This is a genomic window from Burkholderiales bacterium (assembly GCA_035543335.1).
In the GTDB taxonomy this organism is placed as follows: Bacteria; Pseudomonadota; Gammaproteobacteria; order Burkholderiales; family JAHFRG01; genus JAHFRG01.
Map to the genome: position 1 here is coordinate 49,244 of DASZZH010000036.1, position 23,400 is coordinate 72,643.

At 59.0% G+C, this 23,400-nt stretch carries 19 protein-coding genes and 1 tRNA gene; 16 read left to right on the forward strand and 4 right to left on the reverse strand.

What is annotated here, in order from left to right:
* Window positions 1-116: 116 nt before the first annotated feature.
* The 12 genes from radA (at window position 117) to VHE58_09915 (ending at window position 16,767) form a co-directional block, all read left to right on the forward strand.
* The gene (gene radA / locus VHE58_09860; protein HVS27579.1) at window positions 117-1,469 is read left to right on the forward strand and encodes a DNA repair protein RadA; all 1,353 of its coding nucleotides are present in this window, start codon (window positions 117-119) and stop codon (window positions 1,467-1,469) included.
* A gap of 84 nt (window positions 1,470-1,553) precedes the next feature.
* Window positions 1,554-3,194, forward strand: a complete 1,641-nt coding sequence (locus VHE58_09865; protein ID HVS27580.1) for an acyl-CoA synthetase — start codon at window positions 1,554-1,556, stop codon at window positions 3,192-3,194.
* A 135-nt stretch (window positions 3,195-3,329) separates the two neighbouring features.
* Window positions 3,330-5,801: an acyl-CoA dehydrogenase gene (locus VHE58_09870; protein ID HVS27581.1), complete on the forward strand. Its 2,472-nt coding sequence runs from the start codon at window positions 3,330-3,332 to the stop codon at window positions 5,799-5,801.
* Window positions 5,798-6,583 carry an enoyl-CoA hydratase gene (locus VHE58_09875; GenBank protein HVS27582.1) on the forward strand — a complete coding sequence of 262 codons (786 nt, stop codon included), beginning with the start codon at window positions 5,798-5,800 and terminating at the stop codon, window positions 6,581-6,583. The genes VHE58_09870 and VHE58_09875 overlap by 4 nt, the downstream gene beginning before the upstream one ends.
* 8 nt (window positions 6,584-6,591) lie before the next feature.
* Window positions 6,592-7,410, forward strand: coding sequence for an NAD(P)-dependent oxidoreductase (locus tag VHE58_09880; GenBank protein HVS27583.1), 819 nt, complete (start codon window positions 6,592-6,594; stop codon window positions 7,408-7,410).
* A 5-nt stretch (window positions 7,411-7,415) separates the two neighbouring features.
* Window positions 7,416-9,266, forward strand: coding sequence for a long-chain fatty acid--CoA ligase (locus VHE58_09885; GenBank protein HVS27584.1), 1,851 nt, complete (start codon window positions 7,416-7,418; stop codon window positions 9,264-9,266).
* Window positions 9,267-9,663: 397 nt separating this feature from the next.
* Window positions 9,664-10,086 (forward strand): acyl-CoA thioesterase, encoded by a 423-nt coding sequence (locus VHE58_09890; protein ID HVS27585.1) that lies wholly within the window; start codon window positions 9,664-9,666, stop codon window positions 10,084-10,086.
* Between the two features lie 78 nt (window positions 10,087-10,164).
* Complete coding sequence (locus VHE58_09895; protein ID HVS27586.1) at window positions 10,165-11,508, forward strand: outer membrane protein transport protein; 1,344 nt, start codon at window positions 10,165-10,167, stop codon at window positions 11,506-11,508.
* A 44-nt stretch (window positions 11,509-11,552) separates the two neighbouring features.
* Complete coding sequence (locus VHE58_09900; protein ID HVS27587.1) at window positions 11,553-14,168, forward strand: 3-hydroxyacyl-CoA dehydrogenase/enoyl-CoA hydratase family protein; 2,616 nt, start codon at window positions 11,553-11,555, stop codon at window positions 14,166-14,168.
* 53 nt (window positions 14,169-14,221) lie between these two features.
* Window positions 14,222-15,418 carry an acetyl-CoA C-acyltransferase gene (locus tag VHE58_09905; GenBank protein HVS27588.1) on the forward strand — a complete coding sequence of 399 codons (1,197 nt, stop codon included), beginning with the start codon at window positions 14,222-14,224 and terminating at the stop codon, window positions 15,416-15,418.
* A 109-nt stretch (window positions 15,419-15,527) separates the two neighbouring features.
* The gene (locus tag VHE58_09910) at window positions 15,528-15,950 is read left to right on the forward strand and encodes a hypothetical protein (GenBank protein HVS27589.1); all 423 of its coding nucleotides are present in this window, start codon (window positions 15,528-15,530) and stop codon (window positions 15,948-15,950) included.
* A 310-nt stretch (window positions 15,951-16,260) separates the two neighbouring features.
* Window positions 16,261-16,767, forward strand: a complete 507-nt coding sequence (locus VHE58_09915) for a DUF2147 domain-containing protein (protein ID HVS27590.1) — start codon at window positions 16,261-16,263, stop codon at window positions 16,765-16,767.
* Between the two features lie 91 nt (window positions 16,768-16,858).
* Here VHE58_09915 and VHE58_09920 read toward each other — a convergent pair whose 3' ends face one another.
* The 4 genes from VHE58_09920 to hpnD all read right to left on the reverse strand — a co-directional run bounded on the left by VHE58_09920 (window position 16,859) and on the right by hpnD (window position 19,783).
* The gene (locus tag VHE58_09920; protein HVS27591.1) at window positions 16,859-17,602 is read right to left on the reverse strand and encodes a YciK family oxidoreductase; all 744 of its coding nucleotides are present in this window, start codon (window positions 17,600-17,602) and stop codon (window positions 16,859-16,861) included.
* Window positions 17,603-17,661: 59 nt separating this feature from the next.
* Window positions 17,662-18,513: a polyamine aminopropyltransferase gene (gene speE / locus VHE58_09925; protein HVS27592.1), complete on the reverse strand. Its 852-nt coding sequence runs from the start codon at window positions 18,511-18,513 to the stop codon at window positions 17,662-17,664.
* The gene (gene speD / locus VHE58_09930) at window positions 18,510-18,887 is read right to left on the reverse strand and encodes an adenosylmethionine decarboxylase (GenBank protein HVS27593.1); all 378 of its coding nucleotides are present in this window, start codon (window positions 18,885-18,887) and stop codon (window positions 18,510-18,512) included. The genes speE and speD overlap by 4 nt, the downstream gene beginning before the upstream one ends.
* Before the next feature lie 62 nt (window positions 18,888-18,949).
* On the reverse strand, window positions 18,950-19,783 hold the full coding sequence (gene hpnD / locus VHE58_09935) for a presqualene diphosphate synthase HpnD (GenBank protein HVS27594.1): 834 nt from the start codon (window positions 19,781-19,783) through the stop codon (window positions 18,950-18,952).
* Window positions 19,784-19,940: 157 nt separating this feature from the next.
* Here hpnD and VHE58_09940 point away from each other — a divergent pair.
* From VHE58_09940 to clpX, 4 genes are all read left to right on the forward strand, one after another.
* Window positions 19,941-20,022, forward strand: a tRNA-Leu gene (locus tag VHE58_09940).
* A gap of 50 nt (window positions 20,023-20,072) precedes the next feature.
* A complete protein-coding gene (gene tig, locus VHE58_09945) occupies window positions 20,073-21,392 on the forward strand; it encodes a trigger factor (GenBank protein HVS27595.1) in 1,320 nt (439 codons plus the stop codon).
* The gene (gene clpP, locus VHE58_09950; GenBank protein HVS27596.1) at window positions 21,376-22,005 is read left to right on the forward strand and encodes an ATP-dependent Clp endopeptidase proteolytic subunit ClpP; all 630 of its coding nucleotides are present in this window, start codon (window positions 21,376-21,378) and stop codon (window positions 22,003-22,005) included. The genes tig and clpP overlap by 17 nt, the downstream gene beginning before the upstream one ends.
* A gap of 36 nt (window positions 22,006-22,041) precedes the next feature.
* Complete coding sequence (gene clpX / locus VHE58_09955) at window positions 22,042-23,310, forward strand: ATP-dependent Clp protease ATP-binding subunit ClpX (GenBank protein ID HVS27597.1); 1,269 nt, start codon at window positions 22,042-22,044, stop codon at window positions 23,308-23,310.
* Window positions 23,311-23,400 lie beyond the last annotated feature (90 nt).

Below are 23,400 nucleotides of genomic sequence, written 5' to 3' on the forward strand. Positions count from 1 at the left end.
GCGCACTTTGGGCCATTTCGGCGTTGCTCGCCGCTTATTTGGAGTGACCAAACTGCGCGGCTCGCGCCTAGAACTGACTCAAAATCGCCTCCGTCGCACACGTGAGTATTGTTGAGATGGGGTCTAAACCCAAATCCGTCTATATCTGCACCGAGTGCGGCGGGCAAGCACCGAAATGGCAGGGGCAGTGCCCGCATTGCTCGGCATGGAATACCCTGATCGAAACGGTGGTTGAAGCTGTTTCTAAAAACCGCTTCAGTACCACCGCAGCGAGCAAGCTGCAATCCTTGGGTGAGGTTGAAGCGCAGGAACTCCCGTACCAGCCCACCGGAATATCCGAGTTTGACCGCGTGCTGGGCGGCGGGCTGGTACAGGGCGCAGTGGTGTTGTTGGGCGGCGACCCGGGTATCGGCAAATCCACGCTGCTGCTGCAGGCGCTGTGCCACATGGGCGCGCAGCAGAGCGTGCTTTACGTGAGCGGCGAGGAATCGGCGCAGCAAATCGCGATGCGCGCGCGGCGGCTTGTGCTCGATTCCAAGCCGGTGCAATTGCTCTCCGAAATTCAGTTGGAAAAAATTCTTTCCATCTTAAGCTCGCAAAAACCGGAAGTCGCGGTCATCGACTCGATTCAAACCTTATATTCCGAAGCATTGCTATCGGCACCCGGCTCGGTGGCGCAGGTGCGCGAATGCGCGGCGCAGCTTACGCGTTACGCCAAGCAAAGCGGCACCACGATTATTTTCGTCGGCCATGTCACCAAGGAAGGCACACTCGCTGGCCCGCGCGTGCTCGAGCATATCGTGGACACCGTGTTGTATTTCGAGGGCGATACGCATTCCAGCTTCCGTTTGATTCGCGCGGTGAAAAACCGCTACGGCGCGGTGAACGAGTTGGGCGTGTTCGCCATGACTGAAAAAGGTTTGAAAGGAGTGAACAACCCTTCCGCGCTGTTCCTTTCGCATCACGGGAGCCAGGTGGCGGGCTCTTGCGTCATGGTGACGCAGGAAGGCACGCGCCCGCTGTTGGTGGAAATCCAGGCGCTGGTGGATGATGCCCATGCGCCCAATCCGCGGCGGCTCAGCGTGGGGCTGGAGCAGAATCGGCTGGCGATGCTGCTCGCAGTGCTGCACCGTCATGCGGGAATCATGTGTTTCGACCAAGATGTGTTCGTCAACGCGGTGGGCGGAGTCAAAATCGCCGAGCCCGGCGCGGATCTGGCGGTGCTGCTGGCGATTGTTTCCTCACTCAAGAACAAGCCGCTATCGCAAAAGCTGGTGGTATTCGGCGAAGTCGGACTCGCCGGTGAAATAAGGCCGGTGCAGCGCGGGCAGGAGCGCCTCAAGGAAGCCGCCAAGCTCGGCTTCACCCAGGCGATGATTCCCAAAGCCAACAAGCCCAAGCAGACAATGAACGGAATGGAAGTCATCGCAGTGGAGCGCGTGGAAGAAGCCGTGGCCAGAATCCGCTAGCAGCGGGTTGCCATGGCCGGGGCGAGCGGGTAAATTCATTTCTTGACAGCAGACGGATTGCTTGTGCAGCGAGAAGAGGATGCCATGGCTAAACCCAATCCCTACAGTACCGACCTGGGCAAAAATCCCGCAAACTATGCGCCGCTTTCGCCGTTGAGTTTCATCGACTGGGCGGCTTACGTTTACCCGAAGCATGTGGCGGTTATTCACGGCGACCGGAAAATCACCTGGGGTGAAATGTATACCCGCTGCCGGCGCCTTGCTTCCGCTTTGCAAAAACGCGGCATTGGCGTGGGAGACACGGTGGCGGCGATGCTGCCGAACATTCCTGCGATGTGCGAAGTTCATTTCGGCGTGCCGATGGCCGGCGCGGTGCTGAACACCTTGAATACCCGGCTGGATGCGGAAGCGATTGCTTTCATGCTCAAGCACGGCGAAGCAAGGGTATTGATCACCGACCGCGAATTTTCCGGGACGATTGCCGGGGCGCTCACCCTGCTGGACCGGAAGCCGCTGGTAATAGACGTGGACGATCCGGAATTCAAAGGCGGCAATTTGCTCGGTGAGATCGAATTCGAAGCGTTTCTCAAGACCGGCGATCCAGATTTCAAATGGCCGCTGCCTACCGACGAATGGGAGGCGATTTCGCTCAATTACACCTCCGGCACGACCGGCAATCCCAAGGGCGTGGTCTACCATCATCGCGGCGCGTATCTCAATGCGGTGAGCAACATCATCGACTGGGGCATGCCGCGCCATTCGGTTTATCTGTGGACGCTGCCGATGTTCCACTGCAACGGCTGGTGTTTTCCCTGGACCATGGCGGCGAACGTGGGCACCAATGTCTGCCTGCGGCGGGTGGATGCCAGGCTGATATTCGATGCCATCAAGAAACACAAGGTGACGCATTACTGCGGTGCGCCCATTGTGCACAGCATGCTGATTAGCGCGCCCGCGGAAATGAAAGCGGGCATCACGCACCAGATTAGCGGCCTGGTGGCTGCCGCTGCGCCGCCCGCGGCGATGATAGAAGGCATGGAGCGCCTGGGCTTCAACATCACCCACGTTTATGGCCTCACCGAAACCTATGGACCGGCTTCAGTGTGCGCCAAGCATCCGGAATGGGACAAGCTCGATATCGGCGCGCGCACCGAAAGAAACGGCCGGCAAGGCGTGCGCTATACCATGCAGGAAGGCATGACGGTGATGGATCCGGAAACCATGCGGCCGGTGCCGTGGAATGGGGAGACGATGGGCGAAATCATGTTCCGCGGCAACATCACCATGAAAGGTTATCTGAGAAATCCGAAGGCCAACGAGGCTGCGTTTGCCGGCGGCTGGTTTCATTCCGGCGACCTGGCGGTGATGCAGCCCGACGGCTATGTGAAAATCAAGGACCGCTCGAAAGACATTATCATCTCCGGCGGCGAAAACATTTCCTCGCTGGAAGTCGAGGACGTGCTGTACCGCCATCCGGCGGTGATAGCGGCGGCGGTGGTGGCGCAGCCCGACCCGAAATGGGGCGAGACGCCGTGCGCGTTCGTGGAATTGAAGGAGGGCGCCAAAGCCACCGAGAAGGAAATCATCGAGCATTGCCGGGAAAGCTTGGCGCGCTTCAAGGTGCCGAGAAAGGTGATATTCGGCGTGCTGCCCAAGACCTCGACCGGCAAGATACAGAAGTTCGTTTTACGCGAGCGCGCCAAGTCCGCATCGGCAATAGAATAAGTCTATCTTTGCACTGTTGGCGCTTGCGTCTACTACACTGGCTTTAGCCGGTATACTTCTCTATCGCCCCGATGAGGCCGGGCGCCCGCTGATTTACCCTGGTTTGCCCCGGGGTTTTGAAAGGATTAACTCATCATGACAAGCTTGTTCTGGATACTCGCAACCGTGGCGGCGGCCTGGGCGCTGGCTTACCATCGCGCTGCCGGCTGGGCGTGGAGCGCAGGTGCTCTGGTTCTCGCCGTGGCGACCCTCGGCGCGGCGCCCGGGTTGAGTGTGCTGCTATGGATTGCGTTTGCAATTTCCATCGCGCTTAACATTCCTTCGATACGCATGGAATACATCAGCGCGCCGCTCCTGCAATGGTTCAAAAAGGTTCTGCCCCAGGTTTCGCAGACCGAGCAGGAAGCGCTCGATGCCGGCACGGTGTGGTGGGACGGCGATTTGTTCAGCGGCAACCCGGACTGGAAAAAATTGCTGGCCGTACCCAGGCCGCAGTTGACTCCTGAAGAGCAGGCGTTTCTTGACGGGCCGGTGGAGCAGCTGTGCGCCATGCTCGACGAGTGGCGCATCTCCCATGAACTCTACGACATGCCGCAGGAAGTCTGGCAGTTCATCAAGGACCAGGGTTTCCTCGGCATGATCATCCCCGAGCAATACGACGGCAAGGGTTTTTCCGCGCTGGCGCATTCGGCGGTGATTACCAAACTCGCTTCCCGCAGCAGCACCGCCACCGTTTCGGTGATGGTGCCCAACTCCCTGGGGCCGGCGGAATTGCTGCTGCATTACGGGACTGAGGCGCAAAAAAATTACTATCTCCCGCGTCTCGCCAAAGGCCTCGAAATTCCGTGCTTCGCGTTGACCGGGCCGGAAGCGGGCTCGGATGCCGGCTCGATCCCCGATTACGGCATCGTCTGCCGCGGAGAATTCCAGGGCCAGGAAGTTCTAGGCATGCGCGTGACCTGGGAAAAGCGTTATATCACGCTGGGGCCGGTGGCGACGCTGTTGGGTCTGGCGTTCAAGCTCTACGACCCCGATCATCTGCTGGGGCAAGAGGCAAACATCGGCATCACGCTGGCGTTGATACCCACCAGCACCCCGGGCGTCAACATCGGGCGCCGCCATTTCCCGCTCAACGCCATGTTCCAGAACGGGCCCAACTCCGGCAATGACGTTTTCATTCCGATGGATTACATCATCGGCGGGCAGGAGCGCGTCGGCCACGGCTGGCGCATGCTGATGAACTGCCTCGCCGCCGGGCGCTCGATTTCACTCCCCGCCAGCAGCACCGGCATGGCCAAGCTGGCTGCCCGCGCCACCGGTGCGTATTCCCGGGTGCGCGTGCAATTCAAAACGCCCATCGGCAAATTCGAAGGCATTGAAGAAGCGCTGGCGCGCATCGGCGGCAATACTTATTTGATGGACGCGGCGCGCGTGATGACAGCGGGCGCGGTGGATTTGGGAGAGAAGCCATCTGTCATTTCCGCCATAGTCAAATACCATATCACCGAGCGCGGCCGGCAGGTGATTAACGATGCGATGGATGTGCACGGCGGCAAAGGCATATGCATGGGGCCCAACAACTATCTGGGCCGCGCTTATCAGCAGATTCCCGTCGGCATCACGGTGGAAGGCGCGAACATTCTCACGCGCTCGATGATTATTTTCGGGCAGGGCGCGATCCGCGGCCATCCTTATGTGCTTAAGGAAATCGCCGCGACCAATGAGCCTGATGCCGATAAAGCGCTGATCGATTTCGACAGCGTGTTGTTCGGACACATCGGCTTTACCATGAGCAATGCGGCGCGCGCGTCGTTCCATGGCCTGACCGGAGCGCGTTTCGCCGCCGCTCCGGGCGCCCCGGAAATCGCGCGCTATTACCAGCATTTGACCCGCTTGAGCGCGGCTTTCGCACTGCTGGCGGACGTGGCGATGCTGGTAATGGGCGGTTCGTTAAAACGCAAGGAAAAACTTTCGGCGCGGCTCGGCGATGTATTGAGTCAGCTTTATCTCTGTTCCAGCGTATTGAAGCGTTATGAAGACGAAGGCAAGCAAACGGCGGACTTGCCGCTGGTGCACTGGTCTTTGCAGGACGCGCTGTGGCGCACGCAACTGGCGCTGGAGGGCATACTCCAGAACTTTCCGCGGATGACATGGATATTGTGGCGGCTGGTGTTTCCGCTGGGCAGAAGTTTTATCCCGCCGAGCGATGATTTGGGGCACGCAGTGGCCAGCCTCCTGCTCGCGCCTTCCAAAGTCCGGGACCGGCTGACTGCCGGTATTTATGTGCCGGCCGATGAAACGGATCCGGTCGGCCGTCTGGATATTGCCCTCCAGGCTGCGATTGCGGCGGAAGCGGTTGAAGCGAAGATCCGCGCCGGAGCAAAAGCCGGGCGCATCAAAGGCAAAACACCGGAAGAGCTCGCCGCACAAGCGGCGCAGCAGGGCATCATCAGCGCGGAAGAGGCGGACCTGCTCGCCAGGGCCAAACAACTCCGCCGCGCGGTGATCATGGTGGACGATTTTCCCCAGGACTTCGGCAAAAGCGAATGGGCGGGAAGCAGCTTGGCGCAACAGGAAATACCCTCTACGTCAAGGAGAACCGCGTGACGCAAAGCATCCTGCTCTCGGTCGCCGGCCCTGTTGCGACCATCACTTTCAACCGCCCCAGGGTGATGAACGCGCTCGACTGGGACATGATCATGCGTTTTCGCGAGGTGTGCGAGGAAGTGCGGCGCACGGAGGCGGTGCGCGCGGTGCTCATGCGCGGCGAGGGGCCGGCGTTCCTCGCCGGCGGCGATGTCGCCATGTTTCGCGCCAACCTCAAGCAATTGCCGGAACTGATTGTGAAAGGCGCGCGCGAGCTGCACAACGCGATGCTGGCGCTGCGGCGCATGAACAAGCCGGTGGTGGCCAGCGTGCACGGCGCGGTGGCGGGCGGCGGCATAAGTGTCATGCTTTCCGCGGATCTGGTGATCGCGGCGGATGACACCCAATTCACCCTGGCCTACAGCCGCATCGCCGCCAGCCCCGACGGCGGCAGCACTTATTTCCTGCCGCGCATGGTGGGCTATCACAAGGCGATGGAACTGGCGCTGCTCTCCGATACGATAGACGCTGAAACCGCGAAAAGTCTCGGCATCGTGAATTTCGTAGTGCCGGCCGCCGAGTTGCAAGCCCAAACGGCCAGACTCATGCAACGCCTGACCCAGGGCGCAACCTATGCTTATGGCGAAACCAAGGCGCTGATGAACCAATCGATTAACTCGAGCATGGAAGAGCAATTGGAAGCGGAAGTACAGGCGTTCTCCCGCTGCGCCCGCACCGCCGATCTGGCCGAGGGCGTCACGGCGTTTGTTGAAAAGCGCAAGCCGGCGTTCACTGGCAAATAGGCAGTCTCATGTCGCTCAAAGGCAAAACCCTGTTCATCACCGGCGCCTCGCGCGGCATCGGCCGTGAAATCGCGCTGCGCTGCGCGCGCGACGGGGCGAACATCGTGATTACCGCCAAGACTGCCGCGCCGCATCCGAAGCTTTCCGGCACCATTTACAGCGTCGCCGAGGAAGTGAAGGCGGCGGGGGGCCAAGCGCTGCCGATACAGCTCGACGTGCGCGAGGAAGCGCAAGTCATGGCGGCGGCGGCGAAAGCGGCTGAAACCTTCGGCAGCATCGACATCTTGGTCAACAATGCCAGCGCCATCAGTCTCACCGATACGCTGCACACGCCAATGAAGCGCTTTGATTTGATGATGTCGGTCAACGTGCGCGGCACGTTCTTAAGCTCGCAGGCGTGCATTCCCCATCTCAGGCGCGCCGCCAATCCGCATATTCTTAATCTCGCCCCGCCGCTGGATATGCGCGCCAAGTGGTTCAAGGACCATATCGCTTACACCATGTCGAAGTACGGCATGAGCCTGTGCACGCTGGGAATGTCGGCGGAACTGGCGCAGGACGGTATCGCGGTGAATTCGCTTTGGCCGCGCACGGCGGTTGCCACTGCGGCGGTTGAAGTGCATTTCCCTGAAGAAGTTTTCAAGGCGAGCCGCAAGCCGGCAATCGTGGCGGACGCAGCTTACGTGATTTTCAACCGCGACAGCCGCTCGACTACCGGCAATTTTTTCATTGACGAAGAGGTTTTGCGGAATGCCGGGGTGAACGATTTTTCCCGCTACGCGGTGACGCCGGGTGCGAAATTGGCGAGTGATTTTTTTGTGGAATGAGCCTCATGCAGCAGTATTTTACCAACACAAGCTTAAGCGGGAACCCGCCGCAGGTCGACATCATCCCGGTCGAAGCGGCGGGAACCCTGAGCGGGCTTTTCCGCGAGCGCGTCAGGCGCACGCCGGATGGCGTGGCCTATCGCGATTTCAATCTGAAGCACGGCAACTGGCGCGATTACACCTGGGCGCAGATGCAAAGACAGATTGCGCGCTGGCAGGCGGCGTTGAAACGCGAGCAGCTTGATCCCGGTGATCGGGTGGCGCTGATGCTGCGTAACTGCCCGTCATGGGTGACGATGGACCAGGCGTCCTTGGGTTTGGGACTGGTGGTGGTGCCGCTTTATACCGTTGACCGGCCGGACAACGTGGCTTATATCCTGAAAGATGCCGGGGTCAAAGTGCTGCTCCTGGAAAACCGGAAGCAATGGAAAGAGCTTGAAGCGATACGCGAGCAGTGGGAAGACTGCGGCCTGCAGCGCATTCTGGTGCTGAATGGCATCGACGCCGCTGACAGAAACGATGCGCGTCTCGCAGCGGTGGAAGGCTGGCTTCCCGAGGAGGGCGCGGAGGAAATGGAAACGCTGGGGAAAACCGACGAGCTTGCCACTATCGTCTATACTTCCGGCACCACCGGCCGGCCCAAGGGCGTGATGCTCTCGCACCACAACATCCTTTCCAACGCCTACAGCACGCTCCAGAGTATTCAGGCGGGGACCGATGATTTATTTCTGTCGTTTTTGCCGCTATCGCACACTTTCGAGCGCACTGTGGGTTATTACCTGACGGTGATGGCGGGCGCCACGGTGGCGTACGCGCGCTCGATAACGCAGCTTGCGGAAGATTTGACCTGCATACGGCCGACGCTCTTGATTTCGGTGCCGCGCATTTACGAGCGGGTTTATGGCGGCATCAAGGCCAAGCTGGATGAAGGGTCGGCAGTCAAACGCTTCCTGTTCAATTTGACCGTGAAGGTGGGCTGGAGCCGCTTCGAGCGTGCGCAGAAACGCGGACCCTGGCGCGCATCGCATCTGCTGTGGCCGCTGCTTGATCGGTTGGTGGCGTCGAAGGTTATGGCCAGGCTCGGCGGCAGACTTCGCGGTGCGCTTTCCGGCGGCGCGGCGCTGCCGCCCAACATTTCCAGAATTTTCATCGGTCTGGGGCTGCCGCTGGTGCAGGGTTATGGCTTGACCGAAACCAGTCCCGTGGCGTGCTGCAACCGCATGGATAACAACGTACCCGCGAGCATAGGGCTGCCGATACCGGGTGTGGAAGTAAAAATCGGAGAGAAAGACGCGCTGCTGATCAAAGGTCCGAACGTGATGCTGGGTTACTGGAACAATCCGGAAGCGACCAAAGCGATGATTGCGCCCGACGGCTGGCTCAACACCGGGGACACGGCGCGGATTGACGAGGAAGGCCGGGTTTACATCACCGGCCGGCTCAAGGAAATCATCGTCATGTCGAATGGTGAAAAAATCCCGCCGGTGGACATGGAAGCCGCGATTGCGCGCGACCCGCTGTTCGAGCAGACCTTGGTGCTGGGCGAAGGAAAACCCTTCCTCGCGGTGCTTGCGGTGCTCAACGCCGAACAATGGAAAAAAACCGCGCGCGAAGCCGGCCTCGACCCGCAATCGGCGACGGCTTTGCATGATGAAACGGCGGAAAAACTAGTGCTGGAACGCATTGCACGGCAGGTTCGGGATTTTCCCGGCTATGCGCAAATCCGGCGCGCGGCTCTATTGCTTGAGCCGTGGACCGTGGAAAACGGGCTGCTCACGCCCACGCTGAAATTGCGCCGGCCACGGGTGATGGAGCAGTATAGGGACAAAATCGCGAAACTTTATGAGGGGCATTAGGGAACCTCTGATTAAATCCCGCGTGGCCGCGACGGCGGCTTGGCGGGATGCCATGCAAGGAGCGAGGAGGAAATTGTGGTTAACTCCCCACTATGACGACGAGCAACGCCGCAGGGCGCCAGCGAGCGCCCCGGACTCGGTCTCGCGCAGCGTGGTGCGGGAAGGGACAGCGGCTGCCACAAGCAGCATTTTCGCCTGAGCGCTCTGCTTGCCGCTCCCGCACCGAGCTTCGCCACCGGGTCGCGGCAGCCCCGTCCCGTTCGGGTTGCGGACGGATTCGGAGTTGGCTTTGTCGCGCGGCTCGGCCGCCATACTACTGGTCCTTCGCCGCGCTTCGCGCCATCACCCGAATCCGGCGCGCAACGCGGCTCACGAAGGATTTAATCAGAGGTTCCCCATGACTGAGCGAGAAAAAACCGTATTGCCGGGCAAGCAGCCCGCCTTGCGCGTGGTGCCGATGCCTTCGGACGCCAACTACGTCGGCGATATTTTCGGCGGCTGGATCATGTCGCAGGTGGACATCGCCGGCAGCATCCCCGCCATCCGCCGCGCGCGCGGGCGCGTCGCGACGGTGGCGGTGAATTCCTTCGTGTTCAAGCAGCCGGTGTTTGTCGGCGATCTGGTGAGCCTGTACGCTGACATCGTGCGCATCGGCCGCACTTCGATTACCGTGGATGTGGAGGTGTACGCGCAGCGCAATCCGTTGAAGGAAGAATGCGTGAAAGTCACTGAAGCAACGCTCACCTATGTTGCGGTTGACGAGACCAGAAAGCCCCGTGTAGTGCCAAAGGAGGAGTTTGAGCAGCCGCTCAACCTGTGAGAGGTCAAGTGAAAAAGGTGCCTGCCTGTTGCACGGGTGTTATGAATCCAGATCTATAATTTGACGAGGGAGACGAAAATGAAAATAAATCTTTTATTCAAACCGGCGGTTGCAGTTGCTGTGATGGCAATGTTTGGCGCAGCGGCAAATGGCGCGCTGGCCGCCGGTTTTGCCCTGAATGAGCAGAGCGTGAGCGGGCTGGGCGTGGCTTTCGCCGGCGGCGCGGCGAGCGGTGAAGACGCGAGCACGGTTTTTTACAATCCGGCGGCAATGACGCGCATTTCGGGAACACAGGCGGTGGTGGGGATTCACGGTATCCTGCCTGATGCCTCGTTCACCAATCAGGGCTCATTTACCGTGGGTGGCCCTTTGACCGGCAGCAATGGCGGCGACCTGGCAAAGTCGGTTGGCGTGCCGAATTTTTATCTGGTGACCGACATCAACCCAAACATCAAGTACGGGTTTGGGATCAGCGTGCCTTTCGGGCTGACCACAGCCTACGACGGCAATTGGGTGGGGCGCTACCAGGCGCTCAAAAGCGAGATCAAGACGGTGAATTTGAATCCCAGCCTGGCGTATAAGGTGAATGACCGGATTTCAGTCGGTGCGGGCTTTAACGCGCAATACATCAACGCCGAGCTCAGCAACGCGCTCGATTTCAGCACGATCTGCCTTGGCCAGCTTGGACCGGCAGTGTGCGGCGCTTTAGGCTTGGGCGTGCCACAAACCCGGGACGGAGCGGTCAATCTCTCTGGTAACGACTGGAGTTTTGGCTACAACCTTGGAGTGCTGTTCCAGCTTCCAACCGATACCCGTGTGGGCCTCGCCTATCGCTCCAAGGTTCACCAGACTATAGTGGGCAACGCTTCTTTTACCAACGTTCCCGCGGCGTTCGCCACCAATCCCCGCTTTCAGAGCGGCGGCATAAAGGCCAGCGTGACCTTGCCGGATTCCATGTCCCTGAGCGTGGTGCAAGGAGTCGGCGACAGATGGGAATTGCTGAGCGATGTGACGTTCACCCGCTGGAGCTATTTCAACGAACTGCGGGTGCACTTTGACAACGGTGTCGCGCCGGACGCGGTGACCGTCGAAAACTGGCGTAATACTTTCCGCGCTTCAATTGGTGCGACCTACCGCTACAGCGATGCATTGAAGCTACGCGGGGGTATCGGTTTTGACCAGAGCCCGGTCAGGGGCGCCTTCCGCACTGCGCGCATACCCGACAATCACCGCAAGCTCCTGGCGGCGGGCGCGAATTACAAGGTGTCAAAAGCAGGCTCGGTGGATTTCGCGTACCTGCGCTTATTTGCCAATGATTCCGCGATCAACAACAAACAGCTCGCGACCGGCGGCGGACAATTGATCGGCAACTACACCCTGGATGTGAATATCCTGAGCTTGCAATACAACCATAACTTCTGACGGACGGGCCTGTAATCACCTGCCGGGCTAATCCAGGAGCAATCATGTCGCAGGACTCACCCTTTATCGTGCACAAGGCGGCGGTGCTTGGCGCCGGTGTGATGGGTGCGCAGATTGCGGCGCATTTGGTGAACGCCAATGTTGATGCAATTTTGTTCGAACTCGCCGCAAAAGAAGGCGCGCAAGAGCGTGGAGCAGGGGCCCCGCGCAGCGGGGATGTGACCGCGGAGGCGCGCATAAAGACCGCGGGTACAAATGGCGCGCCATCGCCCGCTACCGCTATGCCGGCAGGCACTGCTCCGCCGTCCGCGGTCGACCCGAATGCCAACGTGCGGAAAGCGGTGGAAGGCCTGAAGAAACTCGAGCCCAGCCCACTCGCCGCCACCGGGCGCGCGGCGTACATCCGTCAGGCCAACTATGACCAACACCTCGATCTGCTCAAGGGGTGCGACATCGTGATCGAGGCGATTTCCGAGCGCATGGACTGGAAGGCGGATTTGTACAAAAAAGTCGCGCCTTACTTAAGCGAGCACGCGATTTTTGCCAGCAACACCTCCGGCCTTTCCATCAACAAGCTGGCGCAGGCTTTTCCCGAAGCCATCCGCCACCGCTTTTGCGGCGTGCATTTTTTCAACCCGCCGCGCTACATGCATCTGGTGGAACTGATTCCGTGCGCAGGCAGCGATCCGCAATTGCTGGACCGGCTGGAAAATTTCCTGGTCACCACGCTGGGTAAGGGTGTAATCCGGGCCAAGGACACGCCGAACTTCATCGCCAACCGCGTCGGCTCGTTCGGGATGCTGGCGATGATTCATTACACCCGGCAATTCGGTCTGGGTTTCGATGTGGTGGATGCCTTGACGGGACCGCTCATCGGCCGCCCCAAGAGCGCGACTTACCGCACCGCCGATGTGGTGGGGCTCGACACCTTCGCGCATGTGATCAACACCATGCGCGATACGCTGCCCGACGATCCCTGGCACCCGTATTACCAGGTGCCGGCATGGCTGAAGATGCTGATTGACAAGGGCGCGCTGGGGCAGAAAACCAAGGCCGGCATCTACCGCAAAACCGGCAAGGACATTCATGTCCTCGATCTGGCCAAAGGGGATTACCGGCTCTCGGACGGCACGGCCGATGAAGGGGTGAAGGAAATCCTGAAAAGCAAAAACCTCAAGGAAAAATTCGCGCAGTTGCGCGCCAATTCCCATCCGCAAGCGCAGTTCCTGTGGGCGATTTTCCGCGAAACGTTCCACTACTGCGCGGCGCATTTGGAAAGCATCGCCGACAATGCGCGCGATGTGGATCTGGCGATGCGCTGGGGATTCGGCTGGAATCGTGGCCCGTTTGAAACCTGGCAGGCAGCGGGCTGGCGCGAAGTGGCGAACTGGATTAACGAAGACATCGCCGCCGGCAAGAGCATGACCAAGGCGCCTTTGCCCGCGTGGGTGCTGGAGCGCAACGGCGTGCACGAACCGCGCGGGTCGTACGCGCCGCGTGAAAAAGCCTTGAAAGCACGCTCAACTCTGCCCGTGTACCAGCGGCAGCTTTATCCCGATGCGCTGCTGGGCGAGGAAAGGAAATACGGCGAAACAGTGTTTGAAACCGATGCCGTGCGCATGTGGCATGGGGGCGACGACATCGCCATCGTCAGCTTCAAGAGCAAGATGCACAGTATCGGCGACGATGTGCTGGATGGCGTGATGGAAGCGATTGACCGCGCCGAAAAGAATTTTGCCGGTTTGGTGGTTTGGCAGACCGAGCCGCCGTTTTCGGTGGGCGCCAATCTTTCCAAGGTGGGCGGCTCGAAGAGCAACCGGCAGCCCTCCGCTTTCGGCTCGATGCTCAAGAAATTCAAACGCGAGGTGTCGTCCCTGGTTCTGAAAGCAGCGCGCAAGCTTAATGTCGCCGACGCGCTGATGGCCGGCAAGCTCGAGCAAGTGGAGCGGGTGGTGGCGCAATTCCAGGAAACCACTCAGGCGCTCAAATACTCGATGATTCCCACGGTGGCGGCGGTGGACGGGCTGGCCCTCGGCGGCGGCTGCGAATTCATCATGCACTGCGACCGCGCGGTGGCGACTTTGGAATCCTACATCGGCCTGGTGGAAGCGGGCGTCGGTCTGCTCCCCGCGGGCGGCGGCTGCAAGGAGTTCGCCTTGCGCTCGGTGCAGGATGCCAAAGGCGGGAACACTTTTCCCTTCCTGCAGAAATACTTCGAGGCTATCGCCACGGCGCAAGTCGCAAAGAGCGCCGAGCACGCCAAGGAGATTGGTTATCTTCGCGCCTGCGACAAAATTGTGATGAACCGCTTCGAGCTTCTGCATGTGGCCAAAGCCCAGGCCAGGGCGCTCGCCGAATTCGGCTACCGGCCGCCGCTCAAGGCGGCCAGCATTCCGGTTGCCGGAAAGAACGCGGCCGCCACTTTCAAGATGGCGATGACCAATATGCTGGAAGGAGGCTTTATTTCCGAGCATGACTATTTAATAGGCTCGAAAGTCGCCCACGTGCTGTGCGGCGGCGGCCTCGAGCCCGGCGTTATGGTGGACGAGCAATGGTTCCTCGATTTGGAGCGCGAAGCTTTCATCGAATTGCTGGCTACCGAGAAGACCCAGGCGCGTATCGAGCATATGCTGAAAACAGGCAAACCTCTGCGTAACTGAGAAGTTGTGATCCCTCTCCTTCGAGGGTGAGGGTGACAGAGTGGAGAAAAATCATGGCCAAACAAGTTCAGGATGCTTATATCGTTGCCGCCACGCGCACCCCGGTGGGGAAGGCGCCGCGCGGCGTGTTCAAAAACGTCCGTCCCGATGACATGCTGGCGCATGTGCTTAAAACTTCGCTGGCGCAGTGTCCCGGCCTCGATCCCGCTACCATTGATGATGTGATTGTGGGCTGCGCCATGCCGGAAGGCGAGCAGGGGATGAACGTGGCGCGCATCGCGCTGTTGCTCGCCGGTTTCCCCAACCGCGTTTCGGGAATGACCATTAATCGTTTCTGCTCTTCCGGTCTGCAGGCGGTAGCGCTCGCCGCCGACCGCATCCGCCTCGGCGAAGCGGAAGTGATGATAGGCGCGGGGACTGAAAGCATGAGCATGGTGCCGATGGGCGGCAACAAAATCGCGGCAAACCCACGCATTTTCACCGATGAAAATATCGGCATCGCTTACGGCATGGGCATCACCGCGGAAAAAGTGGCGGACCGCTGGAAAATCAGCCGTGAAGCGCAGGACCAGTTTGCCCTGCATAGCCATCAGCGCGCGATCAGGGCGACCGAGAGCGGCGAATTCAAGCAGGAAATCACGCCTTACCCGGTCGTCGAAACCATTCCCGATTTGGCGAGCGGGGAAGTAGTGGAAAAGACCAAGGAAGTGTCGGTGGACGAGGGGCCGCGCCGCGATACCTCGCTCGAAGCGCTGGGGAAACTTAAACCCGCTTTTGCGGCGAAAGGTTCGGTGACGGCGGGCAATAGCTCGCAAATGTCCGATGGCGCCGCGGCGGTGATATTAATGTCTGAAGCGGCGCTCAAGCGTTTCAATCTCAAGCCTCTCGGCCGCTTCCTCGGCTATGCCGTGGCCGGAGTGCCGCCGGAAATCATGGGCATCGGCCCCAAGGAAGCGATTCCCAAGGTTTTGAAGCAGGTCGGTTTGAAGCAGAACGATCTGTACTGGATTGAGCTCAACGAAGCCTTCGCCGCGCAAAGCCTCGCGGTGATTCAGGACCTGGGACTCGACCGCACCAAAGTCAATCCCATGGGCGGGGCGATCGCGCTCGGGCATCCGCTGGGCGCGACCGGCGCCATCCGCACCGCGACTTTGATGCACGGCTTGCGCCGCCATCATCAGAAGTACGGCATGGTCACCATGTGCATCGGCACCGGCATGGGTGCCGCCGGAGTATTTGAGTCGCTTTGAATACTGCTTTGATTTTGCGGTAGGATGAAACTATGTTTTGCAAGTCGCTGTCATTAAAGGCGGCTTTTAGGCCGTCTAATTCTTGTTGGGCGTCAGGGAGGCGCAGGCCGTGAGCTCAGGAAAGATCGTCACCGTTTCGGCAACGTTGATCCGGCCACCATGGCGGCTCATCGTTCAGTCTGAAGTTTCGGCGACACACCAGCGGTTCGATGCGCACCGCTTTTCGAGCCTTCGCGATTTTACGGCGGGCTTACTTACCATTCTCAACGCGACACGCCCCGATTTCATGTCTCGTCTCGCGAGTTTGGAAACCGACAAGTGGCAAGAAAGTAAACACAAAGTACGTCCCTATGTCGCTGAGCGCCTCGATCTCCTCTACATGAATAGCCCTCATCTCGAGAAACACTCGTTCAGTTTTTCCGGGTACTGGATCGCGACAAACCTCGGTCACAAGGAAGTGTCGTCTCTTGTCCACGCGGCGTGCTCAGCGGCTGGCGTGCGCTACCAAAGCCTTGCCACGCTCAAGCTATGAGCCTTACGCCCAACCCTGCGGTCGAGCGGGACGCGCCGCAAGCGGCGCGTCCCTCACCTTTCACTAGACATCGCAGTTTCGATTCAAACGCAAATGAAAGGTTGGGTATGCGTTATCTCGAACCAAGCCATGCCGGGCTTGGTGAAGGTTGGATTTTCAACCAAGGATCCTGAGCTCCGCGCATCCGAGCTAAATAATACGGGCGCGCCCCATCCTTATGTAGTTGACTACGACGCTTTAGTCGAAAATTCCCGCGACATCGAGCAGCGCGTTCACAGAGAAGAAATAGGGTCAGACACGACTTATTGTGATGGCGTGCTATAAGGTTCTGGTGGCCGAGAACGATCCCGTGAAGAAAATCGGTGCGGGGATACGGTTTTCCATCGTGGCACGCGCCGTGTTCGGGTTGGCGCTGCTTGCGTGCATGCCGGTAAACTCTGGCCAGACTCCGGCCGGTGTGTGGAAAATTGTTGACGAGCGTACTGGACAGCCCAACGCCTTGCTGCGGATAGCCGAAACCGGAGGCCGGATTGAGGGAAAATTCGAGAAAATATTTTTCCAGCCGGGCGATGACCCCAATCCACGATGCGAGAAATGCGAAGGCGCGAATAAAAACCGGCCGCTGCTTGGCATGACCATCCTGTGGGGCCAGCAAAAACAGGGAAATGAATACACGGGCCGCATCCTCAATCCGGACAGCGGGGAAATCTACCAGTGCAAACTAATTCTGGACGAGGACGGCAGGAAACTCAAGGTACACGGCTACGTGTGGGTTCCCCTGTTCGGCCAGACTCAAACCTGGCTGCGGGTGGAGTAATCCAGTCGCCGCGTTGCGGTCTCGTGCCGCTACTCACCTGTTCGGATAGTTCGGGCGCCGCCGCCCTCGGGCACGAACCATCAGAGATTCCTTAGTCCTGACAATCAATTATTCGACCCGAGACGTCTTTGCTTGCCGGACCCATCAGATAGAGATACAGCGGCATCAGGTTTTCGGGCTTGGGCAGTTCTTCCTTGATTTCGCCGGGATGGGTTTGGGCGCGCTGGGGCGAGGCCACCGGCCCGGGAATCACGCCGTTGATGCGCAAACTCGGCAGCATTTCCCATTCCTCCGCCTGGATTTTGAGGTAGGCTTCGAGCGCGCTTTTGGCCACCGCAAAACCACCCCAGTAAGCTTTTGGCTTATGTCCATGCGTTTCGCAAGTGACAATTACCGAGGCGTCTGCTGCGGCTTTAAGCAGGGGCAGGCAAGCGCGGTTGAGCGCAACAGGCGCGGCAAGATTGACGCGCAGGACTTTTAACCACTGTTCCAGCGTTTGCTGGGCAAGCGGCGAGAGACCATCCAGATGCGCCGCATTGTGCAGAATCCCATCCAGCCTGCCGAGCTGCGATTTGATGGCTTGAGCCAGCGCTTCAAAATCCTTGCTGTTCGCGGTCTCCAAATCGAGCGGGAAGATCACCGGCCGCGGATAGCTCGCTTTCTCGATTTCATCGTAGACAGCTTCGAGCTTGTTGACCTTGCGCCCATGCAGAATCACTGTCGCGCCATGTTTGGCGAAAGCAAGTGCCGCGGCTCGGCCCAAGCCCTGTCCCGCGCCGGTGACAAGAATTACGCGGTTTTTGAGCAAGTCGGCCGGCGCCTGATAGTCTCGCATGGTCTGGATGGAAAAGCGCGCCGGCTTGAGGCGCAGCAGGCAGGCTTGGTGCCCGATAGCTAGGTGATCCGGCGCACGAAATTAGGGAGGGCGAATACCGCCTGGTGGGTATACCCGTTGTAGTAGCGCAGATCGGCGATATGGCGGTCTTTGAGCACGCGCTCGACCTCTTCGGGCGCGAGCGTCAGCGGGTCGAGGCTGTCGGAAACGCAGGCCATGCCCCACAACGATCCGTAGAGCGGGATATAGACCAGGTAAGGCCGTACGATCCTGAACACTTTTTTCAGGTTGACGACGTTGTCGCGCACCCGGTCGGGGCGCGAAATCGGCGAGCCGACATGCAGGCTCAACGCGCCGCCGGGATTGAGCACGCGCCGGCAACTTGCGAAAAACTCCGCGGTGTAAAGCTCGGTGGCGGGACCGATGGGGTCGGGCAGGTCGAGCGCAATCAGGTCGAAGCGCTCGCGGGTTTCACGGACAAAAGTCATGCCGTCGGCAAGGTGGAGTTTCAGCCGCGGATCGTCGAAGACGTTCTGGTGCACGGCATGGAAATATTTTTTTGAGATGTCCACGACCGCCTGATCCAGCTCGACCAGGATGACGCTTTCGATGCCGGCATGCTTGAGCAGCTCCTCGCTGGAGCCGCCGTCGCCGCCGCCGATAATCAGCGCCTTGCGCGGGGCGGGGTGGGCGATTGCGGCGGGGTGGATGAGGTTCTCGTGATAGAAGAACTCTTCTTTTTCCGAGGTCATGAAGCAGCCGTCGAGGCGGAACAGGCGGCCGACTTCGGGCGTGTCATAGACCTCGAGGTGCTGATAAGGGGTGTCGAACTCTTCGAGCTGCTTGCCGGCGCGGTAGAAATAGCCGCAGTTGGCGTTCAGCCACTCGGTGAGCAGCTTGTCCTCGGTCATAGCCGTCCGCGCTGCACGGCCTGGCGAATGACTTCCTTGGGTTTGAACAGCTTCAGTACGTCGTCGAAAAGCTGTTGCGCCTTGTCGCTGTTGTCGCGGCTGTGGTTGCAGACAAAGACGTCGACCGCCACCGTGGAGGTTTCCGGCCAGGTGTGGATGGCGATGTGCGATTCGGCCAGCACCAGCGTGCCGGTGAAGCCGGCGTCGCCGAACTGGTGGAAGAAGTCTCCCAGCACGGTAAGGCCGGCGGCCTTACAGAGCTGGGTACAGCGCTTTCGCAGCCAGGTTGAATCGGAAAGATGGGTTGGGTCGCACTGATAAAGATCTCCTATCAGATGGAGCCCGCTTAACGTGCTGATGATCATGCTGGTCATTTTTCCGCCCCCTTCACTAAAAGGCTGTCAGCCGAAAAACCTACCAATCTGTTCAATCTATGCTATACCTCCATCCAAGCCATCCACGCCAACCACAGCTTGCGGATAGGCGTCAGATCAACACGCCGTCGCAAGATACGGCACCCGTCCTTCCTGATTTCCCGAAGCAGCGCCCGGTTGATTGCCGCCAGCGCGAGTCTTCCGCGCTGCGCTTTCCGCTCCGCAGCCGGAAATTCAGAAATTGCGCGATTATAACAACTTTCTGCTCTGTCAATAGCAAATTCAATCATTTTTTTGAAGCCCTCGGTTTCGCGCAAGTTGAGCAGATCCGCCACCGTCACGCCGAAGCGCGCGAGTTCGTCCTGCGGCAGCAGAATACGATTGCGCCGCGCGTCGTCCCGCACATTCAGAATGACATCGGTAAGACCAAAAGCCAGTCCCAGTTCCTGGGCGCATTTTAATGTGTTGGGGTGGTGAACGCCGAGTATGCGTGCGGCCAGCCGCTCGGCCACGCCATGGGTAGAGCGGCAATACGCTTTCAGGGAAGCGAAATCGGGATGACGGGTTTGAGCCAGGCCTGTTTCAACGCCGTCAATGATTTTTAGGAACTCATCTGGCGGCAAGCCGAATTGCCTGGTGGATGGAAGCAAAGCCTGGGTGATGGGGTGTCGAGCTTGTTTGGAAAAGGCGGCGGCGAGTTCCTGGCGCCACCATTGCAATTTGATTTTTGCCACCGCCGGGTCGGTGCATTCATGGGCGATTTCCTGGATTTCCCGGAAGCAGGCGAAGAGGGCGGTGAGCGCCCGGCGCGTGTCTTTCGGAAGGAACAGCACGCTGTAATAAAAACTGGAGCCGCTTGATGCCGCCTTGTCATGGCAGTATTCGTCCGGTGTCATTGCGGTGTCCGCTTCAAGCGTTGCGGAGAATGAACCTCAACCCTGCGCCAGGGATCGCAATCGCTAGTCAATTGTCAAATTTATCAATGAATTGGCATGTATACTTAAAGTTAAAGCTGGCTATTGCTGACTTAAATATATTAAACTTATGCCTAGCGCGAAAGTGGCGGAATTGGCAGACGCACTGGATTTAGGTTCCAGCGCCGCAAGGCTTGGGGGTTCGAGTCCCTCCTTTCGCACATGGCGAAAAGCCTTCTTTATATTCTTGAGGCGACGATAAGGAAGCGAAATGCAGGCGAGTGTGGAGAATCTGGGTCAGCTGCAACGGCGCCTCAACATGGTGTTGCCACTCGATAAAATCGACAACGAAGTGGAGAACCGCCTGAAGCGCCTTGCACGCAGCGTCAAATTGCACGGCTTCCGCCCGGGCAAGGTGCCGTTCAAAATCGTCGTCCAGCAATACGGCCCGCAAGTACGCCAGGAAGTGCTCGGCGATGCTCTGCAAAAAAGCTTCAGCGAGGTGGTGCGCGAGCAGAACCTGCGCGTCGCGGGCTATCCCAAATTCGAAGCCAAGACAGCGCAGGCGGGGGGCCAGCAGTTCGAATACACCGCGACGTTTGAAGTTTATCCCGAAGTGAAAGTCGGCGAGGTAAACCGAGCCGCCATTACCCGGCCACTGGTGGACATCGGCGATACACAAGTGGAAAAGACCCTGGAAATTCTGTGCAAACAGCGCGCCACCTACCAAACGGTGGAGCGCGAAGCGCGCGAGCGGGACCAGGTGACCATTGATTTCCACGGCAAGCTCGGTGAGGAAGATTTTCCCGGCGGTCAAGGCACGAATTTGGCCACGGTGCTGGGCGATAAGCGGCTGCTGCCGGATTTCGAGAAGAAAATTGCCGGCATGCGGGCGAACGAAACCAAGACATTTGAATTAACTTTTCCCGCGGATTATCATGGCAAGGAAGTGGCGGGAAAAACCGCGGTTTTCGAACTCGTGTTGAAGCGGGTGGCGGAACCGAAGTTGCCCGAGATGGACGCCGAATTCGCCAGGAGCCTCGGCATTGCTGATGGCGATTTGGAGAAACTGAAACGCGTAATCAGGGACAATTTGCAGAAGGAAGCCGGAGACCGCATACAGGCCAGAATCAAGGACCAGGCGATGCAGGCCTTGCTTGATGGCACGCAGGTCGATCTTCCCCAATCGCTGGTGGAAATGGAAGTCCATCGCCTGATGGACAATGCGCGCCGCGACCTCGAAGCGCGCGGGGTCAAAACCCGGGATCTGCAGCTCCCGCACGATCTTTTCGAAACGCAGGCCAAGCGCCGCGTCGCGCTCGGGCTGATTATCTCCGAGCTCGCCAAACTTCACGATCTTCATCCCAAGCCGGAACAAGTGCGCGCTCGGGTTGACGAGCACGCGCAAAGCTACGAGCACCCGGAGCAAGTGGTGAAGTGGTATTATTCTGAACCAGGACGCCTGAATAACGTCGAAGCGCTGGTGCTCGAAGACAATGTAGTGACCTGGGTGATGAACCGGATCAAGGTTGAAGAGAAAGCGATGTTGTTTGATGAACTGATGGGAAATGCCAATGACGCAAAATCGTAGTGGGGAACCGCAGGGCCTCGGTTTGATCCCGATGGTGATCGAGCAGAGCGGGCGCGGCGAGCGCGCGTACGATATTTACTCGCGCCTGCTCAAGGAGCGCGTGGTGTTCCTGGTCGGGCCGGTGGATGAAATCACTGCCAACCTGATCGTGGCGCAGTTTTTGTTCCTCGAATCCGAAAACCCGGACAAGGAGATTTATTTCTACATCAATTCGCCCGGCGGCTCGGTGTCGGCGGGGCTCGCCATTTACGACACAATGCAGTACATCAAGCCGGATGTAAGCACGCTGTGCGTCGGTCAGGCGGCGAGCATGGGCGCGCTTTTGCTGGCGGCGGGCGCCAAGGGCAAGCGCTTCTGCCTCCTTAATTCACGGGTGATGATTCACCAGCCGATGGGTGGTTTCCAGGGACCAGCCTCCGACGTGGAAATCCACGCTAAGGAAATTCTTTATTTAAGGCAGCGACTCAACGAAATCATGGCCAAGCACACCGGACAGAACATCAAGACGATCGAGAAGGATACCGACCGCGACAATTTCCTGGGCGGCGAGGAGGCGGTGAAATATGGCATCGTCGACAGGGTGTTGGTGAGCAGAATTGAAACCACCGCTTGATGTCTCACGTAAGTAGAGGCGAGGAGGAAACCAGTCATGTCGGATAAAATCGGCGGGGAGAAACTCCTTTACTGCTCCTTCTGCGGCAAGAGCCAGCACGAGGTGAGGAAGCTCATTGCCGGGCCGTCGGTTTTCGTCTGCAATGAGTGCATCGAGCTGTGCAACGACATCATCCGCGAGGAAGCGCACGGCGAGCCGGGCGCCAAGCAGGGCAAATCCGATCTGCCGGTGCCGCGAGAAATCCGAAAAATCCTCGACCAATATGTCATCGGCCAGGACCTGGCGAAAAAGATTCTGTCGGTCGCGGTCTATAACCACTATAAACGGCTGAAGACCCTCAGCAAGAACACCGACGACATCGAGCTCGCCAAGAGCAATATCCTCCTGGTTGGTCCCACCGGTTCGGGCAAAACGCTGCTGGCGCAAACGCTCGCGCGTTTGCTTAACGTGCCTTTTGTGATGGCGGATGCGACCACGCTGACTGAAGCGGGCTACGTCGGCGAAGACGTGGAGAACATCATCCAGAAGCTTCTGCAGAAATGCGACTACGAAGTCGAGAAGGCGCAGCGCGGCATCGTTTATATAGACGAAATTGACAAAATTTCGCGCAAGAGTGAAAATCCCTCAATCACCCGCGACGTTTCCGGCGAGGGCGTGCAGCAGGCGTTGTTGAAACTCATCGAGGGCACCATCGCCTCGGTGCCGCCGCAGGGCGGGCGCAAGCACCCCAATCAGGAGTTCGTGCAGGTCGACACGACCAATATCCTGTTCGTCTGCGGCGGCGCGTTTGACGGGCTGGACAAAATCATCCGCAACCGCTCGCAGAATGTCGGCATCGGCTTCGGCGCGGATGTCAAAAGCCGCGACAACCGCAAGGACATCGGCGAAGTACTGCGCGATGTCGAGCCGGAAGACCTGATTAAATACGGCCTGATTCCTGAATTCGTCGGCCGCCTGCCGGTGGTGGCCACCCTGGAAGAGCTCGACGAGAAGGCGTTGATTCAGATTCTGACCGAGCCGAAGAACGCGCTGCTCAAGCAGTATCAGAAAATGTTCGGCATGGAGGGCGTGGAACTGGAGGTTCGTGAACTGGGCTTGAAAGCGATTGCCAAAAAAGCATTGGCACGCAAGACCGGCGCGCGGGGTTTGCGCTCCATACTCGAACTGACCTTGCTCGACACCATGTTTGACCTGCCCTCGATGGAGAACGTGGCCAAGGTGGTGATCGATGAGGGCGTGATTAACGGCGATATCAAGCCGCTGCTGATGTATTCCGACCAGTCGAAGGTCGCGGGCTCGATCTAAGTTTAAGCCCGGCCTGGCGGACGGCAGCTTAGGCTTCTTGATTTTTAAGGGTGCCGCCCACATATCGATTTTATCTTCTTTCAGGGGTAT

Excerpts from the sequence above, each read along its gene's own strand:
- VHE58_09880 (HVS27583.1), top strand. The coding sequence starts at position 6,592 with ATGTCGCTCAAAGGCAAAACCCTGTTCATCACCGGCGCCTCGCGCGGC.
- clpP (HVS27596.1), top strand. The coding sequence starts at position 21,376 with ATGACGCAAAATCGTAGTGGGGAACCGCAGGGCCTCGGTTTGATCCCG.
- radA (HVS27579.1), top strand. The coding sequence starts at position 117 with ATGGGGTCTAAACCCAAATCCGTCTATATCTGCACCGAGTGCGGCGGG.
- VHE58_09915 (HVS27590.1), top strand. The coding sequence starts at position 16,261 with ATGGCGTGCTATAAGGTTCTGGTGGCCGAGAACGATCCCGTGAAGAAA.
- speE (HVS27592.1), bottom strand. The coding sequence starts at position 18,513 with ATGACCGAGGACAAGCTGCTCACCGAGTGGCTGAACGCCAACTGCGGC.
- speD (HVS27593.1), bottom strand. The coding sequence starts at position 18,887 with ATGACCAGCATGATCATCAGCACGTTAAGCGGGCTCCATCTGATAGGA.
- VHE58_09865 (HVS27580.1), top strand. The coding sequence starts at position 1,554 with ATGGCTAAACCCAATCCCTACAGTACCGACCTGGGCAAAAATCCCGCA.
- VHE58_09890 (HVS27585.1), top strand. The coding sequence starts at position 9,664 with ATGACTGAGCGAGAAAAAACCGTATTGCCGGGCAAGCAGCCCGCCTTG.
- VHE58_09885 (HVS27584.1), top strand. The coding sequence starts at position 7,416 with ATGCAGCAGTATTTTACCAACACAAGCTTAAGCGGGAACCCGCCGCAG.
- VHE58_09895 (HVS27586.1), top strand. The coding sequence starts at position 10,165 with ATGAAAATAAATCTTTTATTCAAACCGGCGGTTGCAGTTGCTGTGATG.
- hpnD (HVS27594.1), bottom strand. The coding sequence starts at position 19,783 with ATGACACCGGACGAATACTGCCATGACAAGGCGGCATCAAGCGGCTCC.
- VHE58_09920 (HVS27591.1), bottom strand. The coding sequence starts at position 17,602 with ATGCGAGACTATCAGGCGCCGGCCGACTTGCTCAAAAACCGCGTAATT.
- clpX (HVS27597.1), top strand. The coding sequence starts at position 22,042 with ATGTCGGATAAAATCGGCGGGGAGAAACTCCTTTACTGCTCCTTCTGC.
- VHE58_09900 (HVS27587.1), top strand. The coding sequence starts at position 11,553 with ATGTCGCAGGACTCACCCTTTATCGTGCACAAGGCGGCGGTGCTTGGC.
- tig (HVS27595.1), top strand. The coding sequence starts at position 20,073 with ATGCAGGCGAGTGTGGAGAATCTGGGTCAGCTGCAACGGCGCCTCAAC.
- VHE58_09905 (HVS27588.1), top strand. The coding sequence starts at position 14,222 with ATGGCCAAACAAGTTCAGGATGCTTATATCGTTGCCGCCACGCGCACC.
- VHE58_09870 (HVS27581.1), top strand. The coding sequence starts at position 3,330 with ATGACAAGCTTGTTCTGGATACTCGCAACCGTGGCGGCGGCCTGGGCG.